This is a genomic window from Marivirga sp., assembly GCF_051117495.1.
Classification (GTDB): Bacteria; Bacteroidota; Bacteroidia; order Cytophagales; family Cyclobacteriaceae; genus Marivirga.
The window spans coordinates 1-18,349 of the sequence record NZ_JBNPEF010000006.1 but is presented as its reverse complement, the minus strand read 5'-3'; the positions used below and the strand labels follow the sequence as shown (position 1 = coordinate 18,349).

The 18,349-nt window shown below is 37.0% G+C and carries 16 protein-coding genes, 1 pseudogene and 1 riboswitch; of the genes and pseudogenes, 10 read left to right on the top strand and 7 right to left on the bottom strand.

Annotated features, from left to right (window positions below):
- Window positions 1–270 precede the first annotated feature (270 nt).
- The 4 genes from ACFE0M_RS04665 (at window position 271) to ACFE0M_RS04650 (ending at window position 2,992) form a co-directional block, all read left to right on the top strand.
- Window positions 271–900, top strand: a complete 630-nt coding sequence (locus ACFE0M_RS04665) for an NUDIX hydrolase (protein ID WP_434544583.1) — start codon at window positions 271–273, stop codon at window positions 898–900.
- Window positions 900–2,147, top strand: coding sequence for a DUF819 domain-containing protein (locus ACFE0M_RS04660; protein WP_434544582.1), 1,248 nt, complete (start codon window positions 900–902; stop codon window positions 2,145–2,147). Before ACFE0M_RS04665 ends, ACFE0M_RS04660 begins: the two co-directional genes overlap by 1 nt.
- A 45-nt stretch (window positions 2,148–2,192) precedes the next feature.
- A complete protein-coding gene (locus ACFE0M_RS04655; RefSeq protein ID WP_434544581.1) occupies window positions 2,193–2,351 on the top strand; it encodes a hypothetical protein in 159 nt (52 codons plus the stop codon).
- A gap of 323 nt (window positions 2,352–2,674) precedes the next feature.
- Window positions 2,675–2,992: a hypothetical protein gene (locus tag ACFE0M_RS04650; RefSeq protein ID WP_434544580.1), complete on the top strand. Its 318-nt coding sequence runs from the start codon at window positions 2,675–2,677 to the stop codon at window positions 2,990–2,992.
- A gap of 48 nt (window positions 2,993–3,040) precedes the next feature.
- On the opposite strand, the pseudogene ACFE0M_RS04645 reads toward ACFE0M_RS04650, so the two are convergent.
- Window positions 3,041–3,181: pseudogene (locus ACFE0M_RS04645) on the bottom strand (type II toxin-antitoxin system HicA family toxin); the annotation flags it as partial.
- A gap of 40 nt (window positions 3,182–3,221) precedes the next feature.
- Window positions 3,222–3,443, bottom strand: a complete 222-nt coding sequence (locus ACFE0M_RS04640) for a type II toxin-antitoxin system HicB family antitoxin (RefSeq protein WP_434544579.1) — start codon at window positions 3,441–3,443, stop codon at window positions 3,222–3,224.
- 431 nt (window positions 3,444–3,874) lie between these two features.
- Window positions 3,875–3,978, top strand: a riboswitch (SAM riboswitch).
- Between the two features lie 283 nt (window positions 3,979–4,261).
- Between ACFE0M_RS04640 and ACFE0M_RS04635 the strand changes: the two genes are divergently transcribed.
- The 5 genes from ACFE0M_RS04635 (at window position 4,262) to ACFE0M_RS04615 (ending at window position 9,720) form a co-directional block, all read left to right on the top strand.
- Entirely contained in the window at window positions 4,262–5,434 is a 1,173-nt protein-coding gene (locus ACFE0M_RS04635) for a trans-sulfuration enzyme family protein (protein ID WP_434544578.1), read from the top strand.
- A gap of 151 nt (window positions 5,435–5,585) precedes the next feature.
- The gene (locus tag ACFE0M_RS04630; RefSeq protein WP_434544577.1) at window positions 5,586–7,712 is read left to right on the top strand and encodes a nitrite reductase; all 2,127 of its coding nucleotides are present in this window, start codon (window positions 5,586–5,588) and stop codon (window positions 7,710–7,712) included.
- Between the two features lie 2 nt (window positions 7,713–7,714).
- Window positions 7,715–8,473 (top strand): uroporphyrinogen-III C-methyltransferase, encoded by a 759-nt coding sequence (cobA, locus tag ACFE0M_RS04625; protein ID WP_434544576.1) that lies wholly within the window; start codon window positions 7,715–7,717, stop codon window positions 8,471–8,473.
- Window positions 8,457–9,059 (top strand): precorrin-2 dehydrogenase/sirohydrochlorin ferrochelatase family protein, encoded by a 603-nt coding sequence (locus ACFE0M_RS04620; protein ID WP_434544575.1) that lies wholly within the window; start codon window positions 8,457–8,459, stop codon window positions 9,057–9,059. The genes cobA and ACFE0M_RS04620 overlap by 17 nt, the downstream gene beginning before the upstream one ends.
- Before the next feature lies 1 nt (window position 9,060).
- Complete coding sequence (locus tag ACFE0M_RS04615) at window positions 9,061–9,720, top strand: phosphoadenylyl-sulfate reductase (RefSeq protein WP_434544574.1); 660 nt, start codon at window positions 9,061–9,063, stop codon at window positions 9,718–9,720.
- A gap of 46 nt (window positions 9,721–9,766) precedes the next feature.
- On the opposite strand, the gene ACFE0M_RS04610 is transcribed toward ACFE0M_RS04615, so the two are convergent.
- From ACFE0M_RS04610 to ACFE0M_RS04590, 5 genes are all read right to left on the bottom strand, one after another.
- On the bottom strand, window positions 9,767–10,675 hold the full coding sequence (locus tag ACFE0M_RS04610; protein WP_434544573.1) for a hypothetical protein: 909 nt from the start codon (window positions 10,673–10,675) through the stop codon (window positions 9,767–9,769).
- Window positions 10,676–10,727: 52 nt separating this feature from the next.
- On the bottom strand, window positions 10,728–11,378 hold the full coding sequence (locus ACFE0M_RS04605; protein WP_434544572.1) for a spheroidene monooxygenase: 651 nt from the start codon (window positions 11,376–11,378) through the stop codon (window positions 10,728–10,730).
- Between the two features lie 86 nt (window positions 11,379–11,464).
- The gene (locus tag ACFE0M_RS04600; protein WP_434544571.1) at window positions 11,465–11,929 is read right to left on the bottom strand and encodes an ankyrin repeat domain-containing protein; all 465 of its coding nucleotides are present in this window, start codon (window positions 11,927–11,929) and stop codon (window positions 11,465–11,467) included.
- Window positions 11,930–12,111: 182 nt separating this feature from the next.
- The gene (locus ACFE0M_RS04595) at window positions 12,112–12,870 is read right to left on the bottom strand and encodes a hypothetical protein (RefSeq protein ID WP_434544570.1); all 759 of its coding nucleotides are present in this window, start codon (window positions 12,868–12,870) and stop codon (window positions 12,112–12,114) included.
- 78 nt (window positions 12,871–12,948) lie between these two features.
- The gene (locus ACFE0M_RS04590; protein ID WP_434544569.1) at window positions 12,949–16,650 is read right to left on the bottom strand and encodes a DUF7149 domain-containing protein; all 3,702 of its coding nucleotides are present in this window, start codon (window positions 16,648–16,650) and stop codon (window positions 12,949–12,951) included.
- A gap of 102 nt (window positions 16,651–16,752) precedes the next feature.
- Here ACFE0M_RS04590 and ACFE0M_RS04585 point away from each other — a divergent pair, with 102 nt between their 5' ends.
- On the top strand, window positions 16,753–17,847 hold the full coding sequence (locus ACFE0M_RS04585; RefSeq protein ID WP_434544568.1) for a DUF4238 domain-containing protein: 1,095 nt from the start codon (window positions 16,753–16,755) through the stop codon (window positions 17,845–17,847).
- Window positions 17,848–18,349: the final 502 nt, after the last annotated feature.

Here is an 18,349-nt window from a genome sequence, read left to right as displayed (position 1 = left end):
TAGCTTAGTCCTATGTAAAGATATAAATATATTATGAATAATTTGTGTTATTATGGAAAAAATTATCATAAATTATTTAAAATGATTGAGTTAGGGTTTAAGGTGAATGCCGATACCTTAAAATTCATAAAAATCTATTCCCTATATTTTTTAATACACATTTTTGAATCAAAAAAGCTCATATTTAAAGCTGTATTTTTGTTTTAATTATATATAGGCTTTACTTTGAGCCAAATTAATATTGGTTGATTCTCGAATAGTTATATTGTAATGACAGATATCGGTGCTTTTCTTAAAGAGAGATTGCAGAAACCACTTCCTGGTGATATTGCCCATAAGTATATGATGGCTCAACCCATTGGCCAGCGCTTTAAGATGCAATATGAAAAGCCGCCCAAAAATGGTGCTGTTATGATAGCATTATATCCTGATGAAGGGAAAATCTATTTTCCATTAATGCAAAGGCCTCCCTATCAGGGAATTCACGGAGGACAAGTGAGCTTGCCGGGTGGGAAAAAAGAAGAATCTGATCATGATTTGATTGAAACCGCTATTCGTGAAACTTTTGAAGAAATAGGCGTCAAAATATCAGATAATGAAGTCATCGGCAGTTTATCAGATTTGAATGTCACGGCCAGTAATTTTATCGTCAAACCGATAATCAGTATTTTAAAAAAGAAACCTGATTTTATAAGAGATCCCCGAGAAGTGGAGCATATTTTTCATGCTGAGGTTCAGCATTTAATTCACCCACAAACTTTACAAGAAACTGAATTAACAGTAGCTCAAGAAGTAAGATTGAAAGCCCCTTTTTTTAATATAGAAGATAAGGTAGTTTGGGGTGCTACTGCCATGATTTTAAGTGAATTTGTAGAAATTTTGAAAGAACATTATACATAATGGAGAAACCTTTAATCACCAATGATGCCGTAGTTTTAGGCCTGTTAATGTTAATATTGGCAGCCATTTTTATCACCGCTTCTAGCAAAAAATCAGGCTGGCAGAAATTCTACCGATTTGTACCCTCCGTTTTACTGTGCTATTTCATTCCATCTTTATTTAACACATTTGGCATCATTTCAGGAGATGAATCCAATCTTTACTATATGTCTTCTCGCTATTTATTGCCCAGTGCTTTAGTGTTATTGACGCTCAGTATTGATTTAAAAGCCATTGCAAGATTAGGGAAAAAAGCTATCATTATGTTTTTTGCAGGTACTGTTGGGATTGTAATTGGTGGACCACTTTCGATTTTAATAGTTTCTTCTTTTGCTCCGGATATTGTGGGTGGTGTTGGTCCTGATGCTGTCTGGAGAGGAATGGCTACAATAGCCGGAAGTTGGATAGGTGGAGGAGCCAACCAGGCAGCTATGTTTGAAACCTTCGGAGCCAGTGAAGATTTATTCGCCACCATGATTACTGTAGATGTGATTGTAGCCAATATTTGGATGGCATTTTTGCTTTACGGAGTAGGGATTTCTAAAAAGCTTGATAAAAGATTAAAAGCAGATGCCTCGTCCATTGAAGAAGTGAAAAATGGAATTGAGAAATATCAAGCATCTATTATGAAGATTCCTACTCTACCAGAAGTGATGACCGTATTAGCCATTGGTTTCGGAGCTACGGGAATAGCGCATTTTGGAGCAGATATTATTGCACCATGGATAGGAGAGGTTGCTCCTCAATTAGATAAATTCAGTTTGACTTCCTCTTTCTTTTGGTTGGTCGTAATTGCCACCACTATAGGCTTAGGACTATCTTTTACCAAAGCCAGAAAATTTGAAGGCGTAGGGGCTTCCCGCCTAGGAAGTGTGATGATTTATGTTTTGGTAGCTTCCATCGGTATGTTAATGGATGTAACTGCCATATTCGATAATCCCGGTTTCTTTATGGTAGGTTTGATTTGGATGGCAGTGCATGTGATAGTTTTACTGGGAGTAGCCAAAATCATCAAAGCTCCATATTTCTTCGTGGCAGTTGGAAGTCAAGCAAATGTTGGCGGTGCTGCTTCAGCTCCAATAGTTGCAGGTGCTTTTCATCCTAGCTTAGCTCCGGTGGGCGTACTGTTGGCAGTTTTAGGATATGCGCTTGGTACTTACGCAGCTTATATTTGTGGGTTGTTGTTGCAGGCTTCTGCGGCTGTTTGATCAGTATCTATTGGTTTTTTGTTACTGAAATAATTACATTTAGATATGGGGAAGCAAGAGAAAATAGTTATTTATACTTCAAATGGTAAGCCATTATCTCAGTTTCAATATAAAAAGGAAATCGATAAAGCGATAGAGGAAATAAAAAGTGGGCAATTTGTTTCTCAAAAGGAAATTTACAAGAAAATTAAAAAGAGTATTTAATTCAACTCATGAGTCTGCCAAAGATAAAATAAAGGAACTTAAAGATTACTTTATCAGCAACCTGTCTACAGTGCTTCAATTTTTGGTTCATTCAGTAGAGGTAAGGAGAATTAAAATAGTGATGTGGACATTTTACTTGATTTAGATTATTCAAAACCTATTGGACTTCAATTTATTCAAATGAAAATTGATTTGGAAAAAATATTAAATCGAAAAGTCGATTTACTGTCTAAAAACGGGCTTGATAAAGAGTTTCTAGCTGAGATCGAAAAAAAGGGTTTCTTGAAATATAAATTTATTAAAATGTAAATCTTTGACAAATAATGGAACAGGAACCCACACCTATAATTGAGCTTTTAATCTTAACTCTTTTTTTAGGGTCAATTACATTTTTAATGGCAGCAGTTTATCAAGGATATGTTTTATTCATAAACAAAAACAAGATATTAAAAAGCGTTATAATTATTGTTCTTACAAGGATTATTACTATAATCAGTTCATTCTTTATTTGGTCATTTTGGATTTTGCCAATAGATATAATGTTTTTGTTTGTTTATTTGCCAGGGTTATTACCAGAATTGATTTTTACTCCAACAATTTTGAAAATATTTGGGAATGATTTGTGGAAAAAGGGTAAATAAAAGTCTTAAAATAGTTTTTACCGGTAGAGCGCACACCGGCAGGTGTAATTATTTTAATCCGGCTTGCTTTAAGATAGCGTTTAATGTGCCTTTGGGTATGTCTTTGTTGTGAAGGGGTACTATTGTTCTTTTTCCGTTAGGATGCTTATATAAGTGATGGCTGCCTTTAATTCTTTGGAGTATAAAACCATTTTTTTCTAATTACTTTATTAACTCTTTAGCTTTCATTTTAAGCGACAATTAATGATAGCTCAAGGCTATTATTGTCATCCAGCACATTTTCACCAGAGGAAATTAAATCTTCAATATATAATTCAATAGCTTCTTTTGCCATTTCTTTAGCTCCCTGAATATCTTTTCCCCATGTAATACATCCAGGTAAAGCTGGAACTATAGCCGTGTATCCACCATCAATATCAGGGTTTAATACTATTCTGTAAGTTCTATGCATATTTATTTCTTTTACCAATTAACAAATTAACAAAAACAGATTTAAAATAATTTATAAACAAATATTGTTGTTATAAACAGTCCCTCATAGTAGGGAATATGATTTTTTTATGATGAGTTCCAATAGAACTAACTCGACCAATTCCGAGGAGCTCGGAAAAGCGGGAGGGAGGAAAGTTTAGCGGGCCAGCGAGGGCATTGAGGGGGGAAGCATTAAACTTTCTTGAATTTCCACATAGTGATGCCTATGGCGTTGTTTCTTTTTGTTCAAGCAAAAAGAAAAGGAGAAAAATGAAAGCAAAGAACATTACTTCAAAAAAAAATAAAGCCGATAAAACCAACATTTTAAGCCAATTTAAAAATAATCCCCACTCAAATTTGGAATTGTAGAAAAGCTGTCTCTATATTTGAGGCATCATATCGGTTTCGACCGATTTATATAGATGAGGTGAGAGAACAGGCTCGTTGACCCTCTGGCAACCCCCAAGCAATTTGGAAAGGTGCCAATTCCTGCCCAAGGAAGGGAAATATAAAACGGTAAAACAATGAACAAACTGAAAATTTACATCTCGCACAATCTCCAAATTGATTTACACGATCAATCATTGGAACGCATGTCTATTTCTAAATCCAAAAATCAAATGAATATTTGCTGTTGTAGCAACTGTTGTTGATTTCCAATTTAAGTTTTTGGGGAATATGTAGCATTTGCACAGGATTAAAATCCTAGCAATTAACTAACTCCTTTTAAAAGCTTATCCAACTCAATTTTTGTCAAATTTAATTTCCTCCAGCAGGAAAACTATAACCAATATATTTATGTCTCAACATTTCGAAACTCAGGCTATCCGTACGCAAGCTGCCCAAAGTGGCAACAGGGAACATGCTGTGCCGCTTTATTTGACTTCTTCCTTCACTTTTGAAAATGCCGAACAAGCAAAAGCATTATTCAATGATGAAGAGGAAGGCAATATTTATTCCCGATTTTCTAACCCCAATAGTTCGGAGCTAATTGATAAAATGGCTCGTTTAGAGGGCTTGGAGGATGGTTTTGCTACGGCTACAGGAATGGCAGCTATGTTTGGAAGCATGGCGGCATTGCTCCAGCAAGGCAATCATATTTTAGCGGCCAGGTCATTATTTGGTTCTACCCACCAATTATTGACACAGATTTTCCCGAAATGGGGCATTTCACATACTTATGCGGATATCAGCAGAACGCATGAATGGGAAAGCTTGATTAAGCCTGAAACCAAAATGATTTTTGTGGAAACGCCCTCCAATCCCGGATTGGAAATCATTGATTTGGAATGGCTGGGGAAATTGGCGGAAGCGCACAATTTAATTTTAGTGGTGGACAATTGCTTTGCCACTCCCTATTTACAACAACCTGCCAAATGGGGTGCTCATATTGTTTCGCACAGTGCCACCAAATTTATTGATGGCCAAGGCAGAGTATTAGGCGGCTTGATCCTGGGTTCCAAGGAATTAATCAAGGATGTACGCTTTTTCAGTCGCCATACGGGGCCGGCCATTTCACCTTTTAATGCATGGGTGCTCTCGAAAAGTCTGGAAACCTTAGCGGTACGCATGGACAGGCATTGCGAAAGTGCTTTGAAAATAGCGGAATATTTGGAGGGACATACCGAATTGGAAAGCGTGAAATACCCCTTCTTGAAATCGCACCCTCAGTTTGATTTAGCCAAAAAACAGATGCTTAAAGGAGGCGGTATTCTCACCTTTATAGTGAAAGGAGGAGGTGAACGATGTAGCAAATTTGTAAATAATCTGAATATGCTTTCGGTTACTTCCAACCTTGGAGATACCCGATCAATTGTGACGCATCCTGCCACGACCACTCACAGCAAACTAAGCGAGGAAGAAAGGCATAGAGTGGGTATTGCCGATGGACTCATCCGATTGTCGGTCGGTTTGGAAAATGTAAACGATATAATTGAAGATATTGAGCAAGCGCTAAAAGCTTCAAAATAATGGAATTAAGGACAAAAAATAGGATCTGTTTTATAATGTGTTGCAAGGCTCCTCCGGATGCTGCATGATATCGCTATACCCAAATTATAGTGCCTCTTGCAGAATCCCAACTTCAGCAAGAGGCATTTTTTTTACCCAAAAATTTAAAATTATGACACTATTAAATGAAAACTTAGTATTACCAAAGCCAGCAAAAAAAGACATAGCTGAGCTTAAAAATAAGATTGAACTCTTCCGATCCGGTCAGATTGATGAAGAGAAATTTAAAGCCTACCGATTAACGCGTGGGGTTTACGGACAAAGGCAACAGGGCGTGCAAATGTTCCGATTGAAAATCCCTGCGGGGAGAATTACCACAGATCAATTGCGAGTGGTGGCTGATTTGTCGGATCAATATGCTACAGGCAATTTACATTTGACTACCAGGCAAAATATTCAATTTCATTATGTAAAACTGGATGATTCCCCGGCTATTTGGACTGCGCTAGAAGCTTCTGGTTTAACCGCCAGGGAAGCATGTGGAAATACGGTTCGAAACATCACCGCCAGTCATAAGGCAGGAATCGATCCGCATGAGCCCTTTGACGTAACACCATATCTGGATGCTGTTTTCAGATTCTTTCTGCGAAATCCGATTTGCCAGGAAATGGGCAGAAAAATTAAAATCGCTTTTTCATCAAGTGAGCAGGATACGGCTTTTGCTTTCATCCATGATTTTGGATTTATCCCGGTCTTGAGAAAAAATGGAAAAGAAGAAGAAAAAGGGTTTCGGGTTTTAGTGGGAGGCGGATTAGGCGCACAAACTATTCTGGCTCAGGAGTTCTTTGAATTCCTGCCTGAAAACAGATTGATCACTTTTTTAGAAGCTGCCCTAAGAGTTTTTGACCGTTTTGGTGAGCGAGAGAAAAGAATGAAAGCCAGATTAAAATTTCTCATCAAGAAAATCGGATTGGATGAATTTAGAAGATTGGTGGAGGAAGAAGAAAAAGTTTTGCATCCCAAGCCATTGGATTTGAAGCCCAGTGCGATTACTGAAGCAAAGCCGAAGAAAATCTATTCCAGCTATGATGTGAAGGATCAATGGGCATACCAGCAATGGTTGGATTCCAATGTTTTTGAGCAAAAGCAGGAAGGTTATTATGGAGTTTTGGTAAAAGCGCCTTTGGGCGATATCGATTATATAACTGCCAAAAAACTAGCGGATGTGATTGATGAATTTGTAGGCGGTGATTTGGTCATCAGTGTATATCAGGGATTGGTGATTCGATTTGTCCGAAAAAATGCTTTGCCGGTTTTATTTGAAAAGCTGGGTGAACTGGGACTAAATCAATCCGGTGCGGAGAGCTTTGCGGATATCACGGCTTGCCCGGGAACGGATACTTGTAATCTGGGGGTGACCAATAGTACCGCTCTAGCGGATATTTTGGAAAAATTCCTATTGCAGGAATTCCCACATCTGGCGCATAGCAAACTGATCAATACCAAAATCAGCGGATGTATGAACGCTTGCGGGCAACATATGATTGCCGGCATTGGGCTTCATGGCAGCTCCATTAAAAATCAGGGGAAAGTAGTGCCCGCCATGCAAGTGGTTTTGGGCGGTGGCTTGCGATCTGATGGAACCGGTTTAGCGGCAGAAAAGGTCATCAAACTGCCAACCAAAAGAATCCCGGAAGCTTTTAGGGTTTTGCTAAATGATTATGAAGCCAATGCTGATGGTGCTTTTTATCCTGATTATTTCAGAACGAAAGAGAAAAAGTACTTCTATGATTTGCTGAAGCATTTGGGTGATCTGACGGACATAAGGGATCAGGACTATATCGATTGGAACCGAGATCAGGAATTTACCCCTGAAATTGGTTTGGGAGAATGTGCCGGAGCCAGTTTTGATTTGGTCAGCACCATTTTCAAAGAAGCAGAAGAAAAGTTGGTGAATGCCTATGAGCAGTTTCAGGAAAATGAGCTAGAGCATGCTTTGTATAACAGCTATAATGTATTGGTCACCACGGCTAAAGCGCTATTGCTGGCGGAAGATGTGCAGTGCAATACGCAAGCAGGCATCATAGCAGATTTTGATGTGCATTTTGTGGAGACCGAAAAAGTGAAGCTAGAAAGCTCCTTTGCCGATTTGGTTTACCAGATAAAATCACAAAAACCAACTGAGGAATTTGTACAACATTATCTGAAATCTGCGCATCAATTTTTGGAAGAAGCCAAGAGTTTGAGAGGCATAGCATCAACAGAAAAAACAGTCATCAATCATTTTTATAAAGCATAATCATGGAAAGGAAATTAAGTTTAGTAGGAGCTGGGCCGGGAGATCCGGATCTGATCAGCGTGAAAGGCATCAAAACATTGGCGCAGGCGGATGTGGTATTGTATGATGCCTTGGTGCATCCTGAATTATTAAATTATGCTCCCTCAAAAGCATTAAAAATTTATGTAGGCAAGCGAGCAGGTAAGCACAGCTATAAGCAGGAAGAAATCAATGAATTGATTATTGAAAATGTGTTTAGTCATGGGCATGTGGTGCGCTTAAAAGGAGGAGACCCTTTTATTTTCGCAAGAGGAAAAGAGGAAATTGAATATGCCGAGAGTTTCGGGATTCCCACTCAAGTGGTGCCCGGCATCTCCAGCATTAATTTAGCCGGAATGTACGGATTGCCTTTGACTACAAGGGGTGTGAATGAAAGCTTTTGGGTGGTGACGGCTACTACCAAAAGCGGGGAGTTATCCCAAGATGTAGCTAAAGTAGCCGAAACCACTGCCACAGCAGTCTTTTTAATGGGGTTGCGAAAAGCTGCGGCTATTAGTACCGCTTATGCACTGCAAGATAAAGCCGATCTGCCCGCAGCCATTGTTTCCAATGGTTCATTGGTCAATGCGAAAGTCTATAGGACAACGGTAGGGCAATTAGAACAGACCATAAGCGAGCAAAAAGTCGCCTCGCCCGGGATCATCTTAGTAGGGGAGTCGGTAGCACAGCAAAATGATTTTACCACCATCAAAAATATAAAACAGCATGTCACAGCGATCTAAAGAAAACCATTTGTTCCCGGTATTTCTAAAGCTGGATAAAATCCAAACACTTGTAGTGGGTGGAGGATATGTTGGCTGGGAGAAACTGGGGGCACTTTTGAAAAATGATCATGAAGCCAATGTAAAAATAGTAGCGCCTGAAATCAGGAAAGAGATTAGGGAAATTGCAGCGGTTCACCCAGCAATTGAGCTGGTGGAAAAGCATTATCATCCAAGCGATTTGGAAGGCGTCAATTTAGTGATTGGCGCCACTAATTTTTACGAGGTGAATAAGCAAATTTATCAGGACGCTAAGGCAAAAGGAATCTTGGTCAATGTGGCAGATACTCCTGAACTCTGTGATTTTTATTTGGGAAGCACAGTCAAGAAAGGTAATCTGAAAATCGGGATTTCCACCAATGGGAAGTCGCCCACATTTGCCAAAAGGCTAAGGGCAATTTTGGAGGAAGTGCTACCAGATAATACAGATGATATTCTGCAGAATCTTGCAGCAATTAGAAAAGGCTTAAAAGGTGACTTTGAGAAAAAAATGGAGGTGCTTAATGAGATCACTGCCTCCTTTGTACATGACAAAAAGGAAAATTGATATGGACAGTATCAAGGGATTTTCGCAAGCTGATTTTGAAACCTATTCCATAGAAGATAGGGTGCGATGGGTTTTCGATCATTTTGCAGAAGAGGAGATTCTGATGACTTCCTCCTTTGGGAGTTCATCTGCCTTGCTTTTGCATTTGATTCATAAAATAAGTCCCCAACACCCGATTTATTTTTTGGATACGGGCTATCATTTTGAAGAAACCAAAGCCTATAAAGAAAAGCTTCAAGCGCAACTGGGCTTAAATGTAAAAACCATAGGGGCACCGGAAAATAAGCATCGTTTTACGGAAGAAAATTATACTTATCAGCATAATCAGGATTTATGCTGCTTTATCAATAAGGTGGAGCCATTGGCAGCATTGCGCGAGTCCCATAAAATATGGTTGTCGGGTTTGTTCAAATACCAGAACGAGAACCGCAAGAACCTAACTTTTTTCGATCAAAAAGAAGATATTTTAAAGATCTATCCACTATTGGACATGACCCCAGAGGAGGTGCATGCCTATTTTTTCATACACGAACTACCCAGCCACAAATTAGTGGCAAAAGGCTATAGCTCCATTGGCTGTACGCATTGTACCCTGAAAGGAAACGGCAGGGAAGGACGCTGGGCCGGCAATGCTAAGGTGGAATGTGGGATACATTTATAAGGTTTATTTTCTTCAACTTTTCCAAAGTTCAATACTTTGAAAAAGTTTAAAAATCCAAACTTAACTTCTCCCTGTAAACACTATCTTTTACTCCATTTTTATTCCAATAATCCAGCATAATACGTTCTTTAATCTTTGCGGAAGTAGTCATCATTTTTCCGTTTTCCGGATAAGTTTCTTCCCATTTTTCTATTTTAAAAGGATGTTCGTTTTGATAAAAAATGGATAATTGGCGTTCTAGTTTTGGGATATTGATGTTCAACTCATTCAAACCTTCATTTTTTATAATTTTGATGTTGGCTGTATAAGCTTTCGATTCTTTATGTTTTAATCTTAGATATTGTGTAGAAGGGATTAATTGTACTTCTCCTTCAGGGATTTGGGTAGGATCTAATCTGATTAATGTCCATAGTTCATCTTCTAGCCAAACCTTTTCCATCTTACTTTCAACATCACCTTCGCTCTGAAAATAAGAACGAGTCATTAAATGGTAATGGTCTTTTTTATTATTGAGTTGCATGAAAACATGTCCGCACCATTCCTGAACGGAAGTGGTGACTTTCCTGGCATGTATATCATTTTCTGGATACACAGGAGCGAAGACAGAGGTCATCATGGAATATGGATAAATACCTGTGTTAAATTTCTTGTTGAAATTGAGTTTCATTACTTTCTCTGCATCTTCTCCGGCTTGTTGAGGGTTATCCAATTTCACTTGCTTGCTTTTAGAGAAATCTTCTGTTACGAAAATCAAGACCGCTTCGCCTGCTCTTTTTTCTCCATAGCGAACTTGCTCCAAATCGTAAGAAGTTAATTCGGCCTTTCCCTGATACCAATACTTACCAAATTGCTCATTAAGCTTGAGATTAACTTTTTCTTTTGATTCTATTTTGGTTTTTTGCCCACAGGCTTGAAATAAGACTAATAGAAAGGAGAGGATCAAAATATTTTTCATGATTAGCTGATTTTGAGTTTTGTTAAAATTTAACGAATAATGGCTACCGGTGTTAGTGCTCAATGCTCCTAATGTAATTAAAGCGACTAAACATTTCCTCTTTATACCAATTTTCCTTCTTTACCTTACCAATAATTTCTTTATGAATGTCGGCATAGGCATAGTCTTTCATAGCTTGTTCATTTTCCCATATGCTGAAAGTGGCTTGCTCGATTAAAGGCCATTCCCCTATTCCTTTGGTGTAAATTAATCCTTTAGCATTTTCAATTGCTTTACTTGCCTTAGGTACAAATTGCCAAAACCTGGGAAGTTTGTGAATGTTGATTCTGGCTCTGGTAATCACCGCAATTTTTCCACCGGCATATTCTGCTTTCTCTGCAAATGGATTTTTTCCATACCAACTACCGTGAGCTCCTAATGATTCTAAAAAATGAGTTTCAATCTTGTTTGATTTGCTTTTAACCTCATGGTAGATTTCTGATGTTTCAAAGAAAGTTTTAGCATTTTCTTCATGGTCCCATTTCATCAATAGGGCATAAGTTGAAAAATCTGGCCAAAGACTAAAGCCAAACCCGCTACCTGTACCCAGCAATTTAGCAAATTCACATCCCTTGACTTTAGCCAATTTAGGCGGGAGTAGTTGCATTTGCTTAAATGCCCAATATTTGTTTTTGGAATAGTGGATGAGGGATAGTGTAACCATAAATTTTAATCTATGGGTATAAACTTTAAAAGAGGAGGAGGGTTTTGATTATCACTAGGAAAAGTAGAAGTACAATGAATTTTTAACTAATTCAAATAATTCTCCAACACTTCAACCATTTCACTAAAATCAATGCCATTGCCTTCCGTATCGTTAAAAGCTCTTTCGCTCCGAGCTTCATCAATGATAGTTAAACCAGAGTCACATATTATAAGCGGATCAGCACCTTTAGAAAGCATGAATCTCACGAGTTCAACTTTATTTTCCATCATTGCCATATAAAGCGGAGTAATCCCATCATTTTCATACTCATTTAAGTCAGGTTGGTAGTTTTCAATCAAGTAAATAATCACCTCATCACTTATCTCTTCAATATTGATATCTAAGGCTTTGTAAAATATAGTTTCTCCATCCAAGAGGGATTTTGCGTTGATATCAGCTCCCTCAGCAATATGTGATTTTACAGCTTTCAGATCGCTTGCAAAACTGTGGGTAAGACTGCCTAAGAGTTGGCGGTTTGGGAAAGTGTATTCTTTGTCTTGTTGGTTCATAAATCTGAAATAATAAAAAGAATATATCAAAATGTCCTTTTATATCAAAAAAAAAATATTTTTAATCTCATTTTGAGTTAATCTAAAAATATTGCTGTTTTGCAATTGAAAACGCTTTTAGCATTTTGAAGGCTTACGTACTACGTAGGATTTTATTAGAAATGTTTGGAGCGTTTTTTATTTTAATCCCTCTCTTTATATTCATGTTCCTCCAAATTAGGTTTAATCAGTTCATACATTTCTTCATGGGCAACCAAACCAATCAGATGTCCGGCTAGATAAGCTAGGTGGAAATCTTGATTATAGCCCTCCTTTTCAAAATATTGGAATTCAGGAAAGACTTCGCAAGTTGCTAAGTAAGATATCTCATCTAAAGCTCGCCTATATGCACTACTGTTTCCATCTCCGTAAAAATCAATTTTTGTTTGAGCACCCTTTTCCAATAGTGCCTTTACAGCTTCAAAATCAAGGCAATCTACTCTATTGTAGAGTTGTAGATCAATTTTTCGAAAGCCTTTTTCAAGAAAGTACTTCATAGGATCCGTCACAACTTCGTCATAATCTTCGGGCTCATTGCAAAAGAAAAAATCACTGTATAAGTTATATTGTAAATCCAAAACCAGCTCTTCCTCTTTAAATTCATTTTCCCAATGCGCCATCATTTTCTCGGTTTTTGCTCTTTGCCTTCTAACAAATGGGAGTATTTCTTTTCGCCAATCATCTTTGCCCCAAACTTTTTGATTTAAAAGAGTAAGCTGCACTAGATCAAGCGGCAAATCAAGGTACAAATAAAATCCCCTCTTCTTTTTATACAGCAAAGGATGCTTCTTATGAAAAGCTTTTACCTGTTCCAAATCATTGAAATAAATAGCCAGAAACAAATCCTTTAATTGAGCATTTTCGGTTGTGCTTATTTCATGTCTGTGATTAGGAGCTCTCACCCAACACCCCCTTCCACTATGTTAATTTGTTCACTACTATAATTTTCTTTTATATGGTGTTCACGAATCGCCATAGATTTAATAATTAATTGAATTTTCAACTATGGCGATTTCCTCTTCCGTCAACCCATACAACTCATAAACCATTTGGTCTATCTCTTGCTCTAAAGAGGTGGTGTCAGCTGTTAAGTCTTCTGATTTGAGTAAAAGGATTTCGGATGCTAATTTAGAAATGTCTTTATTTGATTTGGAGTTATCTAATTTTAATGGAATTGACGATAAACTTTTTATTGTTACTTGAGGAAAGGTTGTTTTAAAATCGTGAAAAATTATACTCCAATAATATTTTATGAGCTTAGAATTAATTAATGCAAGTATAAATCTAAGATCATCTAAATTTTCACCTGTTACAGAAAATATGTTTCCAGTAATTGCAAATTCCTTTTCAATTAAAGTAGCAGTAGGCTCTGCACCTATCTGCCGAATACAAATCTTAAATGGGGCTAAATGAACATCCTTATCCCAGCAACCCCCAGAACTTTTTGGTCTATCAAATAACACATATTCTGTAGGCTTATTATATGAATATCTTAAGATGTCACTTCCCGTCAATATCGGTATATGTAGCTCAGATTCTTTCTCCACAGAAAAATACTTATCCCTATCTCCAGTTATTAACCCTCTATTTATTTGAAACGTATTTCCTAGATTTGGTAATAAAGCTAACTTCTCAAATATTGACTGATTATATTGATTCACAATAAGATTCCAATTACCACCAGATAAGGTGTTAAGTTTTTGCTGCTCAATTATTTTATATTCTGCTTTATTGTTGATAACATTCTCTAATTCTGTAGAAAGCCTTACCAACTTTTTATTTCCATGAAGCTTTATTTTCTTGAGAATGAAAATCCCTGTATGTACATCCGCCTCTTCAAATATTTTCTTTTTTGTCACAGCAATAGTTTGAATGTGATGGTTTTTTGAAAGAAAATCTCTTAAAGAATCAGCATATACATTGTTTAATATTGAACTTGGAGTAATGTAGCTTAAAAAAGAATTTAATTTCAATATTTGATTTCCTTTCTGGAAAAACAAATGAAATAATTCAAGCTTAAAGTGAGACAAAGGAAACTGTAATTTATATATCTCTAATTCGCTAGTAGATGTGTTATTTGGTTGAATCATTTTATAAGGTGGATTCCCAATCACCACATCAAAGCCAATGAAATTCCCTTCATCATCCAAAACTTCAGGAAACTCAAATCGCCATTCGAAAGCATTTTCATAAATGGCATTACTTTTAATTTCTTCTATAGCAGTTTCCAGCTTATTGATATCCGTTTCCAGTTTATCAATCTGCTTTTTGCGCTTTTTCTGCTCGGTTTTGGAGACTTCAAACAATCCTTGTTGCATGGTGAGGTTGTATAATTCACCTGCTAACTTAGCTTTACGCTTTATTTTAGGGTCATTTTTATTAATCTCCGTGCGGAAATCGCTTTTAATATCATTGATCAAGCGCTCCATGTCTCGCTTCTCATCCTTGCTTACAGCATTGCGGTAACTGTCCACCGCATTTCGGTAAGTACTGATATTCCACTTGCTTTTCTTTAATGCCTTGCTTAAATCTTCATCTAATCCAAAACGGCTAATCAGTGAATTACCTGTTTTAATGTTAATGTCAATATTAGGTAGGGTTTCCAGTTCCCTTATTTCATAATCCGCATCGCAAACAGGAGAGGAATTTTGCACTCTTTGGGCACGCTTATAATACGCACTTTTCAATAACTCAATCCAAAGCCGTAATCGGCATATTTTAACCGAATTGGGGTTAATATCCACTCCAAACAAGCATTTTTCAATTAGTTCCTGCTTTTCATGGAAAAGGGCTTTCTGCATTCTTTGACTATTGTCATGGGTGGGCTGGTAGGTAAACAGCCTATCTTCCAAATCAGTAATGATCAGTTCATCATTTTCTATGCTGATTTGATAATCGCTAAGCGGTTCACCATTTCTATCACAAAGGATGCTCAATTCGTGTTTAATAGCAATCAATTCGTTTAAAGCCGATACCAGAAAGTGACCAGAACCCACGGCAGGGTCACAGATTTTCAATTCGTTTATCAATTGATTGGCTTGCGCTCGCACGGCTTTTCTTCCCAAATTGCCCTGCTTTATTTCCTCATGTAAGTCTTCTTTTAGCTCACCAAAATCTTTGCATTTCCAGTCGTAATGAGTGTTGAATTTTTCCACCACCGCTCTTCTGATGGTTTCTCGACACATATACATGGTGATAAAGCCTGGAGTAAAGAAAGAACCGTCTTTATAGCCGTTAATTTTTTCAAATATCAATCCCAATACAGAGGCATTGATCAGTTTTTTATTTTCCTCCTGAATTTCTTCAGATCCTTCACTACTAAAATCATAAGCTTCCAAAAAGGAAAAAAGGTATTCTAAAATGGGCAATTCACCACTTAATCGTTTGCCTTTATTGTCTTTCAGTACCGTTCCTTTACTTACAGGAATACTCTCACTGGCATCCAATGTATCAATGTGTAATGCACGGTTTTCTAGTTCATTGGCTTCAAAAAGGCTTGAATTCAGATAAGGTACTTTAGCAAAAGCTTCTTGAAATGCGGGTTTTCTTTTATCGGTGGGTACGGCCAGTACGTTGAAAAATAAATCCGCTAGTTTATTGAAATTGCCTATTCGTTTTAAATTGAGAAAGGAAAAGCTTTTATCACCTTGGTTGTAGTCCAGTAATTGGGCTTCCAGTAGTTTTAGGAATAGAATACGGTTAAGCCACGTAATCACCAACTGTAATCCCACGTTAAACAAACGCTCCTCCGTGTTTTTACCGTACAGTTGTGGATTGTCCAATCGGTGCAACTCTCCACGGCTTTCCAGTTTAGAAATTACTGATTCCAGTAGCGTACCGTAAATTCTATCTTTCTCAGGTCTTCGTTGGATGAGTTTCTTTCCCTTTTCCTGAAACTCTTCCAAACCCATGATGTACAGCAATTCATTATAAAAGCCCTTATCTAAAGAGTTGCTGTCATTAGCAAAAGGCAGTTTAAGCAAATGCTCAGGAGAAAGGAGTTTGTAAAGCACTATTAGTTTGCTATCATGCTCTTTACTGCTTTTTAGTGCTTTATCGTAGTCATTTATATTGAAATAAGTAAAGCTGATTTCATTCTCTACCGCTTCAATGGCTGGTTTTGCGATTTCTTTGTAGAAATGTTCTGTATTGGTAGCCGAAAGTGTACCCGCCTCAAATTCCTTAAACTTACTAACCAGTTTTTTATCCCGTGCAAAAAGGGTGTCAAATAGGTGCGCATCAAAAACAAACCATTCATGAATGTTGGTAATCACCAAATGGCGCACCTCTGTATTCCCTTGTTTAACACGCTCCCTTAGAAAGTATAAAACTAATTCTTGCATAGCCTTAGAATCAATTTTATCCTTTTTAGGCATTTGAGAGTGGTTAGTAGGGCTTTTGGCTTCAATAATGACCCCTACAGAACTCTTGGTAGTTTTACCGTTATGAATTACTTGATCATTACGACCTTTCGTATTGATGTAGTAATCGGGTGCATAATAGGTGTTCTTTAGAAAGTCGGCTATAATATTCTTATGAAATTCTTCTGATTCCCCTTCCTTAATTTGCTCCAAAAGCGAAGAAAGCTGCTGTTTAAAGCTGTCAATCTGTGAGCGATTGGGTTTCACTTTCAGAAAAGCCTTATTCAGAGATTTACGGGGAGTAAGTATATTATAAGTCATAAGCGTGCAAAATGGGTGCTATGGTTTAATTAACTTTTAATTTAAGGGAAATTATTGAAATTGAGGTTTTATTTTAGTCAAAAAATTCGAAGATCTAAAAACATGAAAAAGAAGCATCAACATTTTATTCCCAAATCTTATTTAAAGAACTTTGCAAGAAAAACGAAAGATGATACTTACTTAATTGCAACCTACGATAAGTTTTCAAAAAGTAGTTGTGACAATTTAAGTATTAAAGATGTATGTGTGGAAACGGATATCTATACTTTGACTGGTTTAGATGGTGATGAAAAATATAATCTCGAAAATTATTTCAGCGAAAATATCGAAAACCAATATCCAAAAGTTTATAAGTTATTAACTAAGGATAAGAGAAAATTCGTAAGTCCAGAGGAGAGAATGAATATCTTATTTACAACAGTTAGCCTTTATTTTAGGACTCCCAAAATACTAAATCAGTTTTCGGAATTTAGTGCTAAGCTTATAGACGATATTTCAAAAGAAGTTGAAAGCGATAGTGTGAATTTTTTAGGCTATGAAATTGATCTTAATGAAAGTTCAATTAATAAAATAAAGAAAAAAATAAAAGAAAAGGGTCGGGTTGAATATTTTAAGGCACGAATGGCATTATTTCATAAGTTTATTGAATTTAAAATGTTAGACGGAATTTCTGTTATCGAGCTGGTTGGTGATCAAGAATTTGTTACTAGCGATAATCCAGTACAAATAGGAAGTTTGCATGTTGAAAATTTGGATCTGTTTGACCTGACAAATTCGATTTATATCCCATTAGATGTTAAACATGCCCTATTTATTGCACCCAAAAGAGAGGAAGCAGTATTAAATCAAATATTTTACACAAAGAATAATTTTTTTCAAAATATTATGCAAAATCATTATTCATTTGAAAATGCTGAAAGATGGGTGCTGGGTTCAGAAAAGGGTATTCAACAATTTATAGAAGACGAAGAGAAATACAGTAAACCAGCATCACCAAATCATCCAATTGTAACAAAAGCTAAAGAGAAGCTTGAAATAATGAAAAAGTTCGAAAAATTACTTTCTAAAGGAATTTCTAATGAAAATAAAGATTTAATAAGTTTCTTAAAGAATCTAAAAGGAAATGAGATAGCTGATGGGAGTGTTGAAATCCAAGAGCATCTTAAAACTTTAAAAAAGGCAGGGCTAAAATTTTGAGTAATAAAATTTATTGAAGGCTCAATTTTATTACTTTAAAGTGTACCCCATACTGTACCCTAAAATAAAAAAGCCTGCTTAATTTGCATTAAACAGGCTTTATAGTAGCGGGGACAGGACTCGAACCTTTGTCCGCTAGCCAGCGGATAGGAGCCCAACTAGCATTTTTATAATGTTTTGGACACAAAAAAACCAGCCTTGAAAGCAAGACTGGTTTGTAATTTTAGTAGCGGGGACAGGACTCGAACCTGTGTCCGCTAGCCAGCGGATAAGAGCCTAACGAGCATTTTTATCAGGTTTTGGACATAAAAAAAAACCAGACTTGAAAGCAAGACTGGTTTGTTACTCTAGTAGCGGGGACAGGACTCGAACCTGTGTCCGCTAGCCAGCCATAGCCGTCAGTTTAGTGGTTTAAGTGATTGTTTACCAGTAATTTATAATAAGGGTGTAAATCCCCCTTGGGATCTTTCTTCCTATTGTTCATATCTGTATTTGTATTTGT